The organism is Streptomyces sp. NRRL F-5630, from assembly GCF_000719475.1.
In the GTDB taxonomy this organism is placed as follows: Bacteria; Actinomycetota; Actinomycetes; order Streptomycetales; family Streptomycetaceae; genus Streptomyces.
This window is the reverse complement of sequence record NZ_JOGO01000100.1, coordinates 1-16,792: the sequence shown is the minus strand read 5'-3', so window position 1 is coordinate 16,792 and position 16,792 is coordinate 1. Positions and strand designations below refer to the sequence as shown.

Sequence of the window (16,792 nt, the reverse complement as noted above, 5' to 3'; positions counted from 1 at the left end):
CCCCCCACCACCCCCACCCCGCCCCTCCGCGCCCACCTGTGGACAACTTCGGCGAACCCGCGAAACCTCTCACCCGTGAGGCTGAACGCGTCAGAAGAATCAGCCGAGTTATCCACAGAGTTCGGCCCGGATCCCCAAACCCTCATATCATCCGCAGCGTGACCTAGGCTGGCCTGGTGACGACCCCGGAAGACGAGTCCCCGCAGTCCGCCCCGCCGACGCCGCACGGCGAGGGCGCCCCCGCGCCGGGCCCCGCCTCACCCTCCGCATCGGCTGCCGGATCGCCCGGCGGGACCCCCACGGACGCGGGCGCCTCGGACGACACGCCGCACCCCGGCGGCGCGCCCGGCACCGAGGACGCCGGTCCCGGCACCGAGGACGCCGGTCCCGCCGCCGAGGAGGCGCCCCCCGCCGACGGCACCGCCCGCCCCGAGGCGCGCCTGGAACGGGCCGTGCGCGCCGCCGAACAGGCACTCATCGAGTACGAGATCGCCGTCGAGACCTTCCGCATCGAGGTCGACAACTTCTCCCGCCTCCACCACCAGCGCCTCGGCCCCGTCTACGCCCGCCTCGACGAACTCGACGCGCTCATCGCCGAGGCCCGCGCGGCGCGCACCGGCAGCGACGAGGACCGGCTCACCGCCGTGCGGCTGCGCGCGGAGGCCATGCCGATGCCCGCCGTCGAGGAGCTCTTCCACGGCTGGATGGGCGCGGAGGGCCTGTGGCCCGAGGCCGCCGCGATGCTCACCGAGCAGCCCGTCCGCCCCCCGGAGCGCGTCCGGCCGAGCGAGGAGGCCCGCGCGCTCTACCGCGAACTCGTGCGCAAGGCGCACCCCGACCTCGTCCAGGACGAGAAGGAGCGCGCGCGACGGGACGAGTTCATCAGCCGCGTCACCACGGCGTACGGGCGCGGCGACGAGGCCGCGCTGCGCGCGCTCGCCACCGAGTGGGAGTCGGGCCCGGCGCCGCAGCCGTCCTTCCCGAGCCGCAGCGAGGAGCTGTACGCGCGCCTGGAATGGCTGGCGCAGCGCAAGGACATGATCGCGGCGGTGGCGCACGAACTGGAGGAGAGCGCGATCGGCTCGATGCTCCGCCTCGCCCCCGACGACCCCGACCGCCTCATCGAGGAGGTCGCCGAGCAACTCCTCGCCCAGGTCGCCGAGAAGGAGCACGAACTTCTCCGCTGGACCTCGGGAGAGGCGCAAGGCGACGGCATGGGGGAGGGCGCGATGGATACGGGCACGGCGCCGGACGCCGGTACGGGTACGGAGCAGCCCGGGCCCGAGGCGGACCCCTCCGGCCCCGCTGACCCGGCCGGGCCGCTCGGCTCCCCCGGTACCGGCGACGACCCCGCGCCCGGCGGCGGGCGGGTCGGGTAGCGTCTCAGCCATGCATTTCGGATCTCTGCCCAGTGTCGGTGTCGGCGAGCTGAAGGCCGACGACTTCCTCCTCGACGTCCGTGAGGACGACGAATGGCAGGCGGGTCACATCGAGGGCGCCCTGCACATCCCGATGAGCGATTTCGTCGCGCGGTACGGCGAAGTCACCGAGGCCGCCCCGCAGGACGGCACCGTCCACGTCATCTGCCGCTCCGGCGGCCGTTCGGCGCAGGTCACGATGTACCTCGCCCAGCAGGGCATCGACGCCGTCAACGTCGAGGGCGGGATGCAGGCGTGGGAAGCCGCGGGCAAGCCCGTCGTCGACGACAAGGGCGCCGCCGGCTTCGTCATGTGAGCCGGTGGTGGGGCGGAAAGGGATGAGCGCGGACGACAGCAAGGCGGGCGAGGGCGAAGCGCTCGACGGCGCGGCGCCCGGCGGCGCACCGGCCGCGGCCGGACAGGCAGCCGACAGTACCGACCCGCCGCACACCCCCACGCCGGACGCGGCCCGCGGGCTGGACACCGGCTCCGGCCCGGACACCGGCTCCGGCCCGGACACCGCCCCCGCGGCGGACCCCGCCCCTGTCGCCGGGCTCGCCGCGCTCTCCCTGCCCTTCCGTCTCGTCGGCGCGCTCGCGCTCGCCGCCGTGGTCGTCCTCACCGGCCTGCACCTCTCGTTCCTCTTCCTCCACGTCGCCCCGGCGAACACGGTGAGCAAACGGCAGGCGAAAGCCGTGGACGCCTGGATCTACCCGGAGTTCGAGCAGAACTGGAAGCTGTTCGCCCCCAACCCGATCCAGCAGAACACCGCCGTGCAGGCGCGCGCGGCCGGTCTGCACGCGGACGGCACCAGCTTCCTGACCGGCTGGTACGACCTGTCGGCGCGCGACGGAGCCGCTCTGCACGGTGAGCTGCTGCCGAGCCACTCGCGGCAGAACGTCCTCCGCCGCGCCTGGGACCTCTACGCCTCCTCGCACGCCGACGACGGACGCCCCCTCGGCACCCGGGGCGACCTCTCGGCCGCGTATCTCACCCGGCTCGCGACCCAGCGCCTGGAGCGCGCGGGGGCGGGCGGCGCGGGTGCCGAGCTGACCCGGATACGGGTACGGGCGCGGGTCACTCCCGTACCGCCCCCGCCCTGGAGCGGCGAGAAGCCCGGCACCGGCACCCGCGCCGAGTACCGCACGCTCGACTGGTCGGAGGCGCACCGATGACCCGGCCCGCCCCGCAGGGCACACGCGGAGCCACCGTTCCCCGGCCACGCGCCCCCGTTCCGGCCGCACGCTCGCGCCGGTCCCCCTTCGCCGCCGCCCGCGCGGCGCTCCGTACCGCCGTCGCGCGGGTCACCGGCTCGGTGCTCGGCGCCCGGCAGACCGCCGCCGTACGGATCGGGGTCGCCGGGACGTGGGGCTTCTACCTGCTGCGCGAGTGGCCGCACCGCGCGGAGCTGTACGGGCCCGGCAGCCCCTGGGGCTGGGACCTCGCACAGCGCCTCGTGTCCGGCAACGGGGCCTTCACCGCGCTGCTGTGGTCCCGCAGCGAGGCGTGGTTCACCTGTGTGTACGTACTCGCCCTGCTCGTCTCCTTCCTGCTCGTGCTCGGCTGGCGCACGCGGACGATGTCCGTGCTCTTCGCGCTGACCCTGCTCTCGCTCCAGAACCGTTCGGTCTTCGTCGGCGACGGAGGCGACAACCTCCTCCACCTGCTCGCCCTGTACCTGTGCCTCACCCGCTGCGGACAGGTGTGGTCGCTCGACGCCCGCCGCCGTGCCCTCGGCCGCCCCGACCGCGCGGGCCCCTGGCTGTGGGTCCTGCTCGGCGCGGCCCTGCTCGCCGCCCGGCTGAGCGACCGCCTCACCGCAGGCTGGACTCTCGCCCTCGCGGCCACCTGGGCGGCCCTCGGCGCCTGGTGGCTCCTCGCGCGCCGCCCGCTCGGCGAGACCCGCGCGCTCGCCGACATCCTCGGCAACCTGCTGCACCACGCCGGACTGCTGCTCCTCATGGCGCAGACCTGCCTCGTCTACGCCGCCGCCGGCTGGTACAAGATCCAGGGGAGCCGCTGGCAGGACGGCACCGCTGTCTACTACCCCCTCGAACTCGACTCCTTCTCGCCCTGGCCGGCGCTCTCCCACGCCCTCGCCGCCCACGGCATCCTGATCACCCTTCTGACCTACGGAACGGTCTTCGCACAGGTCGCGTTCCCCTTCTCGCTCCTGAATCGCCGGGCCAAGAATGTTCTGATCATCGTGCTGGTCGCCGAGCACCTCGGCATCGCCTTCCTGCTCGGACTCCCCTTCTTCTCCCTCGCGATGCTCGCCGCGGACGCGGTCTTCCTGCCGACCGGCTTCCTGCGCGCGGTGGAGCGCGGGGCGCACCGCCTGACGCGTCGCCTCACGCGTCGGCCGAGGCGCCGGACGGTGCCGGACGGGAGCCGCCGCACGGCCCGGAGCACCGACCACGAGGCTCCCGTACGGCCGGGAACGGGGAGTGTCGGTGCCGCCCCGTAGGGTGCACGTCATGCGGGAGAACGAGGAGGCAGGAGAGGCCGCGCGGGAGGCGGTCGCCCGGGAGGCGGCCGGGCGCTGGCACGCGCTCACGACGGGGCTGGAAGGGGTCGCCGTCGTGCTCCTCGACGGCTTCCACGCGCTGAAGCACGCCCTGCGCTTCGGCGCGGACGTGCCGCTCGCCGTCGCCGAGGACCGCGCGGCGGCGCTCGTCCTCGCCGAGGAGTTGGCCCCCGACCTCGCGCCACGCCTCGCCGACCTGCTCGTCCCCGTCCCCCCGGCCCTCTACCGCTCGCTCGTGCCACGCCCGCACCCGACCGGCGTCGCCGCGCTCGCGGGGCGACCACCCGAGCCCGGCTTCGCCGGGCCTCGTACGAGCCCGCTCCTCGTCCTCGACGAGCCACGCAACCTCGGCAACGCGGGCGCCGTGATCAGGCTCGCGGCCGGTTTCGGGGCGAGCGGCGTCGTGACGACGGGCGACCTCGATCCCTGGCACCCCGCCGTGGTCCGCGCGGGCGCCGGGCTGCACTTCGCGACCCCGGTCGCGCGCCGCGCCGTGCCGGAGCTGCCCCCGGGACCGCTGTGGGCCTTCGACGCGGAGGGCGAGGACCTGCGCGGCCTGCGCGTCCCCGACGACGCGCTGCTCGCCTTCGGCTCCGAGCGGCACGGCCTGACGGCGGCCGTACGGGAACGGGCCGACCGTCTCGTCGCGCTGCCCATGCGCCCCCAGGTCTCCAGCTACAACCTCGCGACGAGCGTGGGCATGACCCTCTACCACTGGTCGCTCGGCGCCGGACGACCATGAAACGGGGCGCGGGGGCTTCGGACGCGGAGCCTGGGGGCAAGGTGCCCGGACGGGCCGCCGGGGGTCTGAGCGGGGGGCCGGTCGGGAAGGCCGGTGCCGGGCGCCGGCCTTCGGTGCCCTCCGGGGCTCAGCGCGGGCGCAGTCCGTCGAAGGCCAGGTGGAGAACGGCGTCCGCGAGGTCGTTCGCGCGCTCCCGTTCCTTCTCGCGCGCGTCCGCGGCCCCGCCGTCCGCCGGGCGGTACCACTCGACGATCGAGTTGATCATGCCGTAGAGGAGACGGGTCGCGAGCCGGGGACTGAGGTCGGCGCGCAGCCCGCCCTCCCTGACGGCGGCCTGCACGAGGTCGGCGAGGCGGTGGTCGAAGTCGCGGCGGCGCTCCATCGCCCAGCGCTCCGCGTCCGTGTTGCCGCGCACCCGCAGGAGCAGCGTCACGTACGGAAGCTCGGCGACCAGGAGGGTGACCGTGCCCCGTACGACGTACTCCAGGCGCTCCGTCGCCGTGCCCGTCCGCGCGCCCTCCTCGTCGAGCACGCCGAAGAGGCCGTCGAGCGCGCGGCTCACGGCCCTGCGCAGCAGCTCTTCCTTGCTGGAGACGTGGTGGTAGATCGAGGACTTCGAGATTCCGGCGGCCCGCGCCAGGTGCTCCATCGACGTCCCGTCGTACCCCCGGTCGTTGAAGACGCCCACGGCGACCGAGAGGAGGGATTCCGGCGTGTAGGCGTCGCGCTTGACCGCAGCCGTCATGATCAGGACCACCGTTCCGGGGAGTGCTCAGCGGCTCTCCTTTGTGCCGACCGATCGTTCGGTCACTCTAGCGCCGCCGCGCCGCGTTGCCCAGGGCGGTACCCGTGACGCGGGTGCTCAGCGGGCCGGGTGGTCCGCCGGGTGTTCCGGCGCCGCCGGGGAGTCGGGGCTCTGGCCCACCTCTTCCTCCTCGAACACGAGCAGCGTACGGGTGCTGAGGATCTCGGGGATCGCCTGGAGGCGGGTGAGGACGAGTTCGCGCAGGGCCCGGTTGTCCGGCGAGTGCACGAGGACCAGGACGTCGAAGTCGCCCGAGACGAGCGCGATGTGCGAGACCCCGGGCAGGGACCGCAACTGACGGTGCACGGTGCGCCAGGAGTTCTGCACGATGCGCAGCGTCAAGTAGGCCGAAGCGCCCTGACCGGCGCGTTCGTGGTGCACGCGGGCACCGAAGCCGAGGATCACGCCGTCCTCGACGAGGCGGTTGATGCGCGCGTAGGCGTTCGCGCGCGAGACGTGCACCTGCTCGGCGACCGAGCGGATCGAGGCGCGCCCGTCCGCCTGGAGGATGCGCAGGATGTCGTGGTCCACCGCGTCGAGCGGGCGCGGCTCGCGGGGGCGCGCGGCGGACGGGGAAGCGGAGCCGCGCTCCGTCGCGGGAGACCCGGCCGCCGAGCCCGCCGTGCCGCCCGAGGCCGTGCGGGGCGCCGGGGGGCGCAGCCGGGGCGGCGGCACCTCGCGCGGGCGCGCCTCGGCCTGCGGCGCCGCCTCGTGGTGCGGGCGGGTGTGCCCGGCCGCGCGGTCCTGCTCGCCGGGCCTGCTGTCCTCGGCTCGTTCCTGTCGTGTCATGTCCCGCCCCGTGCCTGTCGGTTTTGCCGCTGTCATCGCTGCCGTGCCCCGCACCGCCGGGTACGGACCCGGGCCGGCTCGCACCCCTGGCGTTCGGGTCCGCGTCGGCCCGTATCTGTACCCGTACCGCCGTGCGGCTCGCGTACGGCGTTCTCGCTCACCTGTTCCTACCCTCCCGCACTGCCCCGGCGATCCCTGCGCCCCGTGCTGTCGTGGGGCGGGTGGGGGCGGCGCGGCCATTCGTTCAGGCGGGACCGGTGGCGCACGGCCCGCCATGGACGCCTGGCCGACATCAGACGCCGTACGGCACAGATTGTCCACAGGCGTAGGCCGCCTGTGGCCAAAATGCGCTGATCCTCGCACCATCAGGAGGTGAAGCGGGTCACGTGGCGACCCCTCGCGCCTGCTTTCTCACGAGTGGTGTTCTCACAAGGAGGTGCCGGACATGACGGTCGTCGAGCATCAGGGGCAGAGAGACGCGCCCCGTCCCGCCCCGCCCCCGCACTGGCGGCCCCGTACCGATCCGGCCCCCCTGCTCCCCGATGCCGAGCCCTACCGGCTCCTCGGCGTGGCCGCCGCGCCCGCCAAGCCCGGCGCCCGCCGCACGAAGGCGGCCCCGAAGAAGTCCCCCGCCGCCGCGGCCGACCCCGCCCTGCTGCGCCGCCTGTACGCCGAGCTCGTGCGCGGCCGGCGCTACAACGCGCAGGCCACGGCCCTCACCCGGCAGGGACGGCTCGCCGTCTACCCCTCGACCACCGGGCAGGAGGCCGCCGAGATCGCGGCGGCGCTCGTCCTCCAGGACCAGGACTGGCTCTTCCCCAGCTACCGCGACACCCTCGCGGTCGTCGCGCGCGGCGTCGACCCGCTGGAGACCCTGACGCTCCTGCGCGGCGACCAGCACACCGGCTACGACCCGCACGCGACCCGCGTCGCCCCCCTCTCCACACCGCTCGCCACGCACCTGCCGCACGCGGTGGGCCTCGCGCACGCCGCCCGGCTGCGCGGCGACGACGTCGTGGCGCTCGCGATGTGCGGCGACGGCGGCACGAGCGAGGGCGACTTCCACGAGGCACTCAACTTCGCCGCCGTCTGGCAGGCGCCCGTCGTCTTCCTCGTGCAGAACAACGGCTACGCGATCTCCGTGCCCCTCGACAAGCAGACCGCCGCACCCTCGCTCGCCCACAAGGCCGTGGGGTACGGGATGCCGGGCCGGCTCGTCGACGGCAACGACGTGCTCGCCCTTCACGAGGTGCTCGGCGAGGCCCTCCAGCGGGCCCGTACGGGAGGCGGCCCGACGCTCGTCGAGGCCGTCACGTACCGGCTCGACGCGCACACCAACGCCGACGACGCGACGCGCTACCGCGAGGCCGAGGAGGTCGAGGCGTGGCGCGCGCACGACCCCGTGCGGCTCCTGGAGCGCGAACTGCTCGCGCTCGGCATCCTCGACGAGGAGGCGATCGACGCGGAGCGCGAGCGCGCCGAGGAGTTCGCCGCCGGGCTCCGCGCCCGCCTCAACGCCGACGCCGAGACACACCCCGAGGAACTCTTCGCCCACGTCTACGCCACGCCGACCCCGCACCTCGCCGAGCAGGCGGAACAGCTGCGCGCGGAACGCGAGGCGGAGGCCGAGGGCGCCGCGCACGACGAGGAACGGGAGAGCGGCCGATGACGACGGCCACGACGGTCACCAGCACGCCCGCGGCGGGCGCGCCCAAGCCCACCACGATGGCCGCCGCGCTCAACCGCGCCCTGCGCGACGCGATGACCGAGGATCCCGCCGTGCACGTGCTCGGCGAGGACGTCGGCACCCTCGGCGGCGTCTTCCGCGTCACCGACGGCCTCGCCGCCGAGTTCGGCGACCAGCGCTGCCTCGACACACCGCTCGCCGAGGCCGGCATCCTCGGCGCGGCGGTCGGCATGGCGATGTACGGGCTGCGGCCCGTCGTCGAGATGCAGTTCGACGCCTTCGCCTACCCGGCCTTCGAGCAGGTCGTCAGCCACGTCGCGAAGATGCGCAACCGCACCGCCGGGCGCCTCCCGCTCCCGCTGACGATCCGCATCCCGTACGGCGGCGGCATCGGCGGCGTCGAGCACCACAGCGACTCCTCCGAGATCTACTACATGGCGACCCCCGGCCTGCACGTCGTCACGCCCGCGACCGTCGCCGACGCCTACGGCCTGCTGCGCGCCGCGATCGCCTCCGACGACCCGGTCGTCCTCATGGAGCCGAAGCGGCTGTACTGGTCGAAGGCCGACTGGTCGCCCGAGAGCCCCGGGACCGTCGAGCCCATCGGGCGCGCCGTCGTGCGCCGCCCCGGCCGCAGCGCGACGCTCCTCACGTACGGCCCCTCGCTGCCCGTCTGCCTGGAGGCCGCCGAGGCCGCCGTCGCCGAGGGCTGGGACCTGGAGGTCGTCGACCTGCGCTCGCTCGTGCCCTTCGACGACGAGACGGTCGCCGCCTCCGTGCGCCGCACGGGCCGTGCCGTCGTCGTCCACGAGGCACAGGGCTTCGCGGGACCCGGCGGCGAGATCGCCGCGCGCGTCACCGAGCGCTGCTTCCACCACCTGGAGGCGCCCGTGCTGCGCGTCACGGGTTTCGACATCCCCTTCCCGCCCCCCATGCTGGAGCGGCACCATCTTCCTGGTGTGGACCGCATTCTCGACGCCGTCGCGCGCTTGCAGTGGGAGGCTGAACGCTGATGCCGCAGGTCCTGGAGTTCGCCCTGCCGGATCTCGGTGAGGGGCTGACCGAAGCACAGATCGTCACGTGGCTCGTGGAGGTCGGCGACACCGTCGCGATCGACCAGCCCGTCGTGGAGGTCGAGACCGCCAAGGCGATGGTCGAGGTCCCGTGTCCCCACGCGGGCGTCGTCACCGCGCGCCACGGCGGCGAGGGCCAGTCCCTGCCGGTCGGCGCGCCGCTCGTGAGCATCGCGGTGGAAGGGGAGGGCGGTACGGACACGGCCGCCGCCACCGGTACGGGGGCGGACGGAGCGCCCGACGGTCCCGCTTCCGGTCCCGCGTCCTCCGACGCGTCCGACGCCCCCGCCGCCGATGCCTCCTCCTCCGAGGGCGAGGGCGACGGTGGCTCCGGGAACGTGCTCGTCGGCTACGGCACGGCCACGGCGACCGCGGTGCGGCGCCGCAGGGTCCGGGCGAGCGCGCCGACGGTACGGGTCCGTGCGGCAGAGGATCCCGCCCCGGCGGCGCCCGCCCCGGTCGTGTCCGCCGGTGTGACCGAGGGCCCCGTGCCCGTCATCTCGCCGCTCGTGCGCAAGCTCGCCAGGGACAACGGCGTCGACCTGCGCGCCCTCAGCGGCACCGGCCCCGAGGGCCTCATCGTGCGCTCCGATGTCGAGCGCGCGGTCGCCGGTCCGGCCACCGCCGCCGTCGCGCCCGTGCCGGAGGCCGCCGAGGAACGCGTGCCCCTGCGTGGGATGCGCGGCGCGGCGGCCGAGAAGCTCTCGCGCAGCCGCGCCGAGATCCCCGACGCGACGTGCTGGGTCGACGCCGACGCCACCGAACTCCTCGCCGCCCGCGCGGCGATGAACGCGGCGGGCGGCGAGAAGATCTCCGTCCTCGCCCTCTTCGCCCGCATCACGACCGCCGCACTGGCCCGTTTCCCCGAGCTGAACTCGCGCGTGGACACGGGCACCCAGGAGATCGTCCGGCTGAAGTCCGTCCACCTCGGTTTCGCGGCGCAGACCGACCGCGGTCTCGTCGTGCCGGTGCTGCGCGAGGCCCAGGACCAGAACGCCGAACAGCTCTCGGCCGGGCTCGCCGAACTGACCCGCACCGCGCGGGACGGGCGCCTCGCCCCGGCACAGCTCACCGGCGGGACCTTCACGCTCAACAACTACGGCGTCTTCGGAGTGGACGGATCGACCCCGATCATCAACCACCCCGAGGCCGCGATGCTCGGCATCGGCCGCATCACGCCGAAGCCGTGGGTCCACGAGGGCGAACTCGCCGTTCGCCAGGTCGTCCAGCTCTCCCTCACCTTCGACCACCGCGTGTGCGACGGCGGAGTCGCGGGCGGCTTCCTCCGGTACGTCGCGGACTGCGTCGAACACCCCGCCCTCCTCCTCCGCACCCTCTGACCCCGCCACGCCCCGCGCCATCCCTCGCCCCGCCCCGCCCACGCCGCCCGCGCATACTGCGGGCATACGGACGGTGGCGGGCGCCGGAATCGGGGTGGTGGCGAGGTGGGGACGGCAGGAGCACAAGAGCCGGGCGCCGGGACGGGCCGGGACGACAGCCGGGCTGCTGGGGACGGGCGGGGTGGCGCCGGTGGCCCGCAGGGTGGCTCCGGTGTGCGGCCGGGTGGCTCCTCCGGCGCTGGACCGGGCGATTCGGGGACGGGCGCGGGGGACGGTTCGGCGGAGGGGCGCGCGGGGTGCGGCCGTGAGGCAGGGGAAGCTTCCGGGGCGTACGACGCCCTCGTGCTGGCCGGGGGCGCGGCGCGGCGCCTCGGGGGCGCCGACAAACCGGGGCTGCGGGTCGGCGGCCGGACGCTCGTCGACCGCGTGCTCGCCGCGTGCGCGGAGGCCCGTACGACCGTCGTCGTCGCGGCGCCACGTCCCGTCGCGCGGCCCGTCGTGTGGGCACGAGAGGAGCCGCCGGGCGGCGGGCCGCTCGCCGCGCTCGACGCGGGGTTGCGCCACGTCACCGCCGCGCGCCTGAGCCTGCTCTCCGCCGACCTCCCCTTCCTCACCCCCGCCGCCCTCGCCCGCCTGCACGCCGTGCTCGACGCGGACCCCGCGAAGGACGGCGCCCTCTACGTCGACGCGGACGGCCGCGAGCAGTACCTCACCGCCGTCTATCGCACCGCGCCGCTGCGCGAGGGACTGGAACGCCTGCGGAACGGGCCGGACCGCGCGCCCGGAGTACTGGAGCACGGCGGCGGTGGGCAGGCGAGGACCGGCGGGCTGTCCCTGCGGCGGCTGCTCGGCCCGCTGGACCTCGTCCGGGTGCCCGATGAGGAGGGCGTCTCCTTCGACTGCGACACCTGGGGGGACCTCGCCGCCGCCCAGGACCGGATCAGGGAGCATGGGCACGTGCTGGATGAATGGATTTCCTCGGTCAAGGCCGAACTCGGCATCACCCTCGACGTGGACGTACGTCTGCTGCTCGACCTCGCCCGCGAGGCGGCGCACGGCGTCGACCGCCCGGCGGCGCCGCTCACGACCTTCCTCGTCGGCTACGCGGCGGGCAGGGCCGAGGGCGGCCCCGAGGCCGTCGCCGAAGCGGCGCGCAAGGCGGAGGCCCTCGCGCGGCGCTGGGCGGCTGAGGCGAAGTGAGCGCCCCCGGCGGTACGGACCCGCAAGAGCCGCGCCCGGACCCGGAAGCTCCCGACGCGGCGCGGGCCACCACCCCGCCCCCGGCGGCCGACGCCGACGAGGCCGCCTACGACGCCGCGTTCGACCAGGCCCTGGTCCTCGCCCGCGCCCACACCACGACACCCCCTCCGCGCCCGGCTCCCGCCGACGCCCCCGGGCCCGCCGCCGAGGAGCCCGCTCCGGAGAAGCCCCGCGAGGCGTACGACTGGGCCGCCGACTACGACGCCGAGGACGGAACCAGCGGGACGGACGCCGGGACCGGCGACGCGTGGACCGCGATCGAAGAGGCGTGGACCGAGGACCCGCCGGCGACCGCGACGGGGACGGACGACGCGCCGGAGAGTGGCGGACGGCCCGATGCCGGACCCGTATCCCCGCACAAGGACAGCGCTTCCGCCGAGGGCACCCCGCACTCCCCGGACCGCCGTCCCGCTCCCTCCTCCCCCGCGCGGTCCGCCGCCGTACGGACCTGGGGGGAGGCGCGCGACCTCGCGCTCCGGGCGGCACGAGAGACCGTGGCGCGTACGGCCGACCGCCCCGTACCGCTCCTGCCGCTGGAGCAGGCGCGCGGGCTCGCCCTCGCGGAACCGCTCACCGCCCTCACCGACCTCCCCTCCTTCGACACCTCCGCCATGGACGGCTGGGCCGTCGCGGGGCCGGGACCCTGGCGGCTGCTCCCCGACGCCCAGGTCTTGGCGGGGCATCAGCTCAGCGGTGCCGCCGGACGCCTCGACGATGGTGCCGCCGTGCCCGTCGCGACCGGCGCCCGGGTCCCCGACGGGACGACCGGCGTGCTCCGCAGCGAGCACGGCGAGGTGACGGCCGACGGCGCGCGGCTGCACGCACTCCGCCCGCTCGCGCAGGGCGAGGACATCCGCCCGCGCGGACAGGAGTGCCGCACGGGCGATGCCCTCGTCGATGAGGGCACCGTCGTGACCGCCCCGGTGCTCGGCCTCGCCGCCGCCGCCGGCTACGACGCCGTACGCGCCCATCCCCGCCCCACCGCCGAAGTGTTCGTCCTCGGCGATGAACTCCTCGCCCGGGGAATTCCCACCGACGGCCTGATCCGTGACGCGCTCGGCCCGATGCTCCCCGCCTGGCTCGAAGCGCTCGGCACCCGCGTCCTCGGCGTGTACCGCCTGCGCGACGAGGAGGACGCTCTCGCCGAAGCCCTCGCCGCCTCGGAAGCGGACCTGGTCCTCACGACAGGCGGTACGGCGGCGGGTCCCGTCGACCACGTACGTCCCGTCCTCTCCCGGCTCGGCGCCCGCCTCCTCGTCGACGGCGTCGCCGTCCGGCCGGGACATCCGATGCTGCTCGCAGCGACCGCGCCGGGCCAGCACCTCGTGGGCCTGCCGGGCAATCCGCTCGCGGCCGTCGCGGGGCTGCTGACGCTCGCCGCCCCGCTGCTCGGCGTGCTCGCGGGCCGTGGCGAAGTCCCGGGCCGTGACGAACTCCCCCGCGCCCGCCTGCCGCTCGCCGAGAGCGTGGAGGGCCATCCTCGGGACACCCGGCTCCTACCGGTTCGTGTCCATGAGGGAAGGCTGCGTCTCCTCCGCTACAACGGGCCCGCGATGTTGCGCGGAATCGCGAATGCCGACAGTCTCGCGGTCATCCCCCCGGGCGGGGCCGAGGCCGGAACCGCCGTGGAATTGCTCGACCTGCCACGTGTGGGCGGATGTTTTACGTGAAACATGGCCCGGATGGGCGAGCGCGATGTTTCACGTGAAACATCGTGGGGCGGTGTGAGGGGTGAGGTTTCACGTGAAACATCACCAGGGCCTTGATGGAGGATGTACGTGAAACTGCCCGGGCAGGACGCGATCGCGCGTCAGGCGGGTGAGCAACTGGTCGCTACGCGCATCAAACTGCCCCGCCGCGTCGTCGAGCGGCCCTTCCGTCAGGTCGCCAAGCGCATCGCGATGGCGCTCGCGGTGCTCGTGGGCACCGCGCTCCTCGTCTACGCGGGCCGCGACGGCTACGGCGACAACTCCGACCACAGCGTCGATCTCCTCGACGCCTTCTACTACGCCACCGTGACGCTCTCCACCACCGGCTACGGCGACATCGTGCCGGTGAGCGATACGGCGCGGCTGATCAATATCCTCGTCGTCACGCCCCTGCGCGTGCTGTTCCTGATCATCCTGGTCGGGACCACCTTGGAGGTCCTCACGGAACGAACCCGTGAGGAATGGCGGCTGCACCGCTGGAGGCATGCCTTGAGGGACCACACCGTCGTCGTCGGCTTCGGCACGAAGGGACGCTCGGCGATCAAGACCGTCCTGACCGCCGGGTCCCTGACGCCGCAGCAGGTCGTCGTCGTCGATCCCAACGAGAAGGTGATCGAACTCGCCACGGCCGAGGGCTTCGCGGGTGTGGTCGGCGACGCCACGCGCAGCGACGTCCTCGCGCGCGCGGAGGTGAGCAAGGCGCGACAGATCATCATCGCCACCCAGCGCGACGACACCGCCGTCCTCGTGGCCCTGACGGCGCGGCAGCTCAACCGGGCCGCGCACATCGTCGCGGCCGTGCGCGAGGAGGAGAACGCGCCGCTGCTGCGGCAGTCCGGCGCGGACGCGGTCATCACGAGCGCGAGCGCGGCGGGACGCCTTCTCGGACTCTCGGTCCTCAGCCCCACGGCGGGCACGGTGATGGAAGACCTCATCCAGCAGGGCACGGGCCTCGACCTCATCGAGCGGCCGGTGATAAAGGCCGAGATCGGACGCGGCCCACGCGAGACGGACGACCTCGTGGTCAGCGTCGTCCGCGGCCACCGGGTCCTTGGCTATGACGACCCTGCGGTCGGCACCCTCCAGGCCACGGACCGCCTCATCACCATCGTCCGCGCCGGCCCGGACCCCCGAGCCCTCCGCGACACCCGGCCCCTACGAGGACACCCGTCCTGAGCGGGGCGAGGAGGGGCGGCGGAGCGACGGGCGGCGGGTTCAGTCGGCTGGCCGGGGTGCGGGTCGGGGCTGGGTGACGGGGTGGGGCTGGGTGAACGGTGGGGGCGGCTGGGGCGCGGCGGCGTGATCCGTTGGCTGACGCGGCGGGCTGGTGGGAGGCAGGACGGGCGTCTGGGAGTGCGGGATGGGGGCTCCTGTCTGGTTGATCGGGGGGACGGGGGTGGGGGCTGCGCGGGCAGCATGATGTTGCTCGCCGGGCACGGCGCGGCCGGGGCCCGGTGGCATGGCCTGGTGGGCGTGCGCGTGGGGAGTTGGGCCGCGCCCGGCCGGGGTGGTGCGGGGCGGGGCTTGTGGGCCGAGCAGTTCTGACCGGGTGGCTGTCCGCCCCGGCGGCCGGCACGCCGACGTGCGTACGGTCCACGGGTCCCCGGCGTGTGAGCCAGAGCCGTACGCCGTGTTGGGACGGCCCGTCGTGGGGAATGGTCGGCGGGTCCTCAGGGCGGATCGGGAGCGGCGAGTAGCCTCTCGAGCATGCATGCGATCACGATTTCCGAACCCGGTGGACCGGACGTGCTCCTCTGGTCCGAGGTCGACGATCCCCGCCCGGCGCCCGGAGAGGTGCTGGTCGAGGTGGTGGCGGGCGCGGTGAACCGTGCCGACCTCCTCCAGCGCCAGGGCTTCTACGATCCGCCGCCCGGCGCCTCCCCGTATCCGGGCCTGGAGGTCTCCGGCCGCATCGCCGCGCTGGGCGCGGGCGTCTCGGGCTGGGCCGTGGGCGACGAGGTGTGCGCGCTCCTCGGCGGTGGCGGTTACGCCGAGAAGGTCGCCGTACCGGCCGGTCAACTGCTCCCTGTGCCCGACGGTGTCGACCTGGTGGAGGCGGCGGCGCTGCCGGAGGTCGTGTGCACGGTCTGGTCGAACGTGTTCATGGTCGCCGGGCTGAGGCCGGGGGAGACCCTTCTGGTGCACGGCGGTTCGAGCGGAATCGGGACGATGGCGATCCAGCTCGCGAAGGCGGTCGAGGCGCGCGTCGCGGTGACGGCGGGAACGGCCGCGAAGCTGGAGAGCTGTCGTGAACTTGGCGCCGACATCCTCATCAACTACCGCGAGCAGGACTTCGTCGCCGAGTTGGGGAAGGCGACGGAGGGACACGGCGCCGACGTGATCCTGGACAACATGGGCGCGAAGTACCTGGACCGCAACATCCAGGCACTGGCCACGAGCGGCCGCCTCGCGATCATCGGTATGCAGGGCGGGGTGAAGGGCGAACTGAACCTGGCCGCGCTGATGAACAAGCGCGCCGCGGTCACCGCGACGTCGCTGCGCGCCCGCCCGGCGGCGGAGAAGGCCGCGGTCGTGGCGGCGGTACGCGAACATGTGTGGCCCCTCCTTTCCTCGGGCGCGGTCAAACCGGTCGTCGACCGCCGCATCCCCATGAGCGACGCGGCGACCGGACACCGGGTCCTCGACGAGAGCAACCACATCGGCAAGGTCCTGCTGACGACGGGCTGAACTCCGCGGACGCACAACCGTGGCGGGCCGGCCGGTATCCGCGAATCCCCCGGCACGGGGAACTCGGTGTGAGCACAAGTCTGGTCCGTGATTCCGGTGCTTGGGGCGTGAAGAGGCTCAAAGCGCTGAATCTGTGGATAACTTCGGTGAATTCGTCACGCCGCTCACTCTTCGGAGTGAGCGGCTTCGTGGGTTTCGGGGAGTTATCCACAGATTTGGGGGGAGGGGGGTGGGGTTGTGGTGGGGCCTGAAAGGATGGTTACAGGGGAGCCCCCCGGGTGGGTGGGGGTCTGTCTCGGGTCAGGCGCGCTGCTGGGCTGGGGCCTCCGGCGGTCGTTTACCGTCCGTCCCTCTCCCCTTCTCGGGTCGCGCGCATCGCCTGGCATGAAGCGCGGCGCCATCTCTTGCCTCCGCCCCCTCGGTCCCGCTCCGCCCCCTCCGTACCACTCCCCTCCGCCCCGGCCCGGTGCCGCAGCCTGGCGCGTGGCCTGTCGCACGGGGGGCGTGGCCTGTCGCACGGGCGGCACCCAGAGAGCGAGTCTCCGGACCACGCGCCCCCCGCCTCGCCCCTCTCCGCGCGCACCCTTCCTTGCGCTCGCTTCCCTTCTTCGGTCCGCCTCCTTCATCCGCCCCGTCCCCTTCCATCTGGCCGCCTCCTTCGTCCGCCCGCCCCTTCGCCTGGCCGCCCCCTTCCCATCGCCTCCTTCCGTCCGCCCGCCTTCTTCCCCCCGCTCTCCCCTGCGACCCGTCCCCC

The 16,792-nt window shown here is 74.4% G+C and carries 13 protein-coding genes and 1 pseudogene; 12 read left to right on the top strand and 2 right to left on the bottom strand.

Annotation, left to right across the window (positions count from 1 at the left end; all coding sequences use genetic code 11):
* Positions 1–176: 176 nt before the first annotated feature.
* From IF99_RS0128115 to IF99_RS0128095, 5 genes and pseudogenes are all read left to right on the top strand, one after another.
* Positions 177–1,178 (top strand): annotated as a pseudogene (locus tag IF99_RS0128115) (hypothetical protein); the annotation flags it as partial.
* A gap of 211 nt (positions 1,179–1,389) precedes the next feature.
* The gene (locus tag IF99_RS0128110) at positions 1,390–1,734 is read left to right on the top strand and encodes a rhodanese-like domain-containing protein (RefSeq protein WP_031000810.1); all 345 of its coding nucleotides are present in this window, start codon (positions 1,390–1,392) and stop codon (positions 1,732–1,734) included.
* A gap of 22 nt (positions 1,735–1,756) precedes the next feature.
* Positions 1,757–2,593: a DUF5819 family protein gene (locus IF99_RS0128105; protein WP_031000808.1), complete on the top strand. Its 837-nt coding sequence runs from the start codon at positions 1,757–1,759 to the stop codon at positions 2,591–2,593.
* Complete coding sequence (locus IF99_RS0128100) at positions 2,590–3,885, top strand: HTTM domain-containing protein (RefSeq protein WP_031000806.1); 1,296 nt, start codon at positions 2,590–2,592, stop codon at positions 3,883–3,885. Before IF99_RS0128105 ends, IF99_RS0128100 begins: the two co-directional genes overlap by 4 nt.
* Before the next feature lies 1 nt (position 3,886).
* A complete protein-coding gene (locus IF99_RS0128095) occupies positions 3,887–4,687 on the top strand; it encodes a TrmH family RNA methyltransferase (RefSeq protein WP_031000805.1) in 801 nt (266 codons plus the stop codon).
* Between the two features lie 127 nt (positions 4,688–4,814).
* Here the strand turns inward: IF99_RS0128095 and IF99_RS0128090 are convergent, their stop codons facing one another.
* The gene (locus IF99_RS0128090) at positions 4,815–5,432 is read right to left on the bottom strand and encodes a TetR/AcrR family transcriptional regulator (protein WP_031000804.1); all 618 of its coding nucleotides are present in this window, start codon (positions 5,430–5,432) and stop codon (positions 4,815–4,817) included.
* Between the two features lie 117 nt (positions 5,433–5,549).
* Positions 5,550–6,281 carry an Lrp/AsnC family transcriptional regulator gene (locus IF99_RS0128085; RefSeq protein WP_031000803.1) on the bottom strand — a complete coding sequence of 244 codons (732 nt, stop codon included), beginning with the start codon at positions 6,279–6,281 and terminating at the stop codon, positions 5,550–5,552.
* Positions 6,282–6,726: 445 nt separating this feature from the next.
* On the opposite strand from IF99_RS0128085, the gene pdhA reads away from it, so the two are divergent.
* The 7 genes from pdhA (at position 6,727) to IF99_RS0128045 (ending at position 16,038) form a co-directional block, all read left to right on the top strand.
* Positions 6,727–7,950 carry a pyruvate dehydrogenase (acetyl-transferring) E1 component subunit alpha gene (gene pdhA, locus IF99_RS0128080; protein WP_031000802.1) on the top strand — a complete coding sequence of 408 codons (1,224 nt, stop codon included), beginning with the start codon at positions 6,727–6,729 and terminating at the stop codon, positions 7,948–7,950.
* Positions 7,947–8,981: an alpha-ketoacid dehydrogenase subunit beta gene (locus tag IF99_RS0128075; protein WP_031000801.1), complete on the top strand. Its 1,035-nt coding sequence runs from the start codon at positions 7,947–7,949 to the stop codon at positions 8,979–8,981. The genes pdhA and IF99_RS0128075 overlap by 4 nt, the downstream gene beginning before the upstream one ends.
* A complete protein-coding gene (locus IF99_RS0128070) occupies positions 8,981–10,381 on the top strand; it encodes a dihydrolipoamide acetyltransferase family protein (protein ID WP_031000800.1) in 1,401 nt (466 codons plus the stop codon). The genes IF99_RS0128075 and IF99_RS0128070 overlap by 1 nt, the downstream gene beginning before the upstream one ends.
* A gap of 342 nt (positions 10,382–10,723) precedes the next feature.
* Positions 10,724–11,581, top strand: a complete 858-nt coding sequence (locus IF99_RS0128065) for a DUF6457 domain-containing protein (RefSeq protein ID WP_051703729.1) — start codon at positions 10,724–10,726, stop codon at positions 11,579–11,581.
* Entirely contained in the window at positions 11,578–13,311 is a 1,734-nt protein-coding gene (locus IF99_RS0128060) for a molybdopterin molybdotransferase MoeA (protein ID WP_234340895.1), read from the top strand. Before IF99_RS0128065 ends, IF99_RS0128060 begins: the two co-directional genes overlap by 4 nt.
* A gap of 102 nt (positions 13,312–13,413) precedes the next feature.
* Positions 13,414–14,526 carry a potassium channel family protein gene (locus IF99_RS0128055; protein ID WP_031000797.1) on the top strand — a complete coding sequence of 371 codons (1,113 nt, stop codon included), beginning with the start codon at positions 13,414–13,416 and terminating at the stop codon, positions 14,524–14,526.
* A gap of 531 nt (positions 14,527–15,057) precedes the next feature.
* On the top strand, positions 15,058–16,038 hold the full coding sequence (locus tag IF99_RS0128045) for an NAD(P)H-quinone oxidoreductase (protein WP_031000795.1): 981 nt from the start codon (positions 15,058–15,060) through the stop codon (positions 16,036–16,038).
* Positions 16,039–16,792 lie beyond the last annotated feature (754 nt).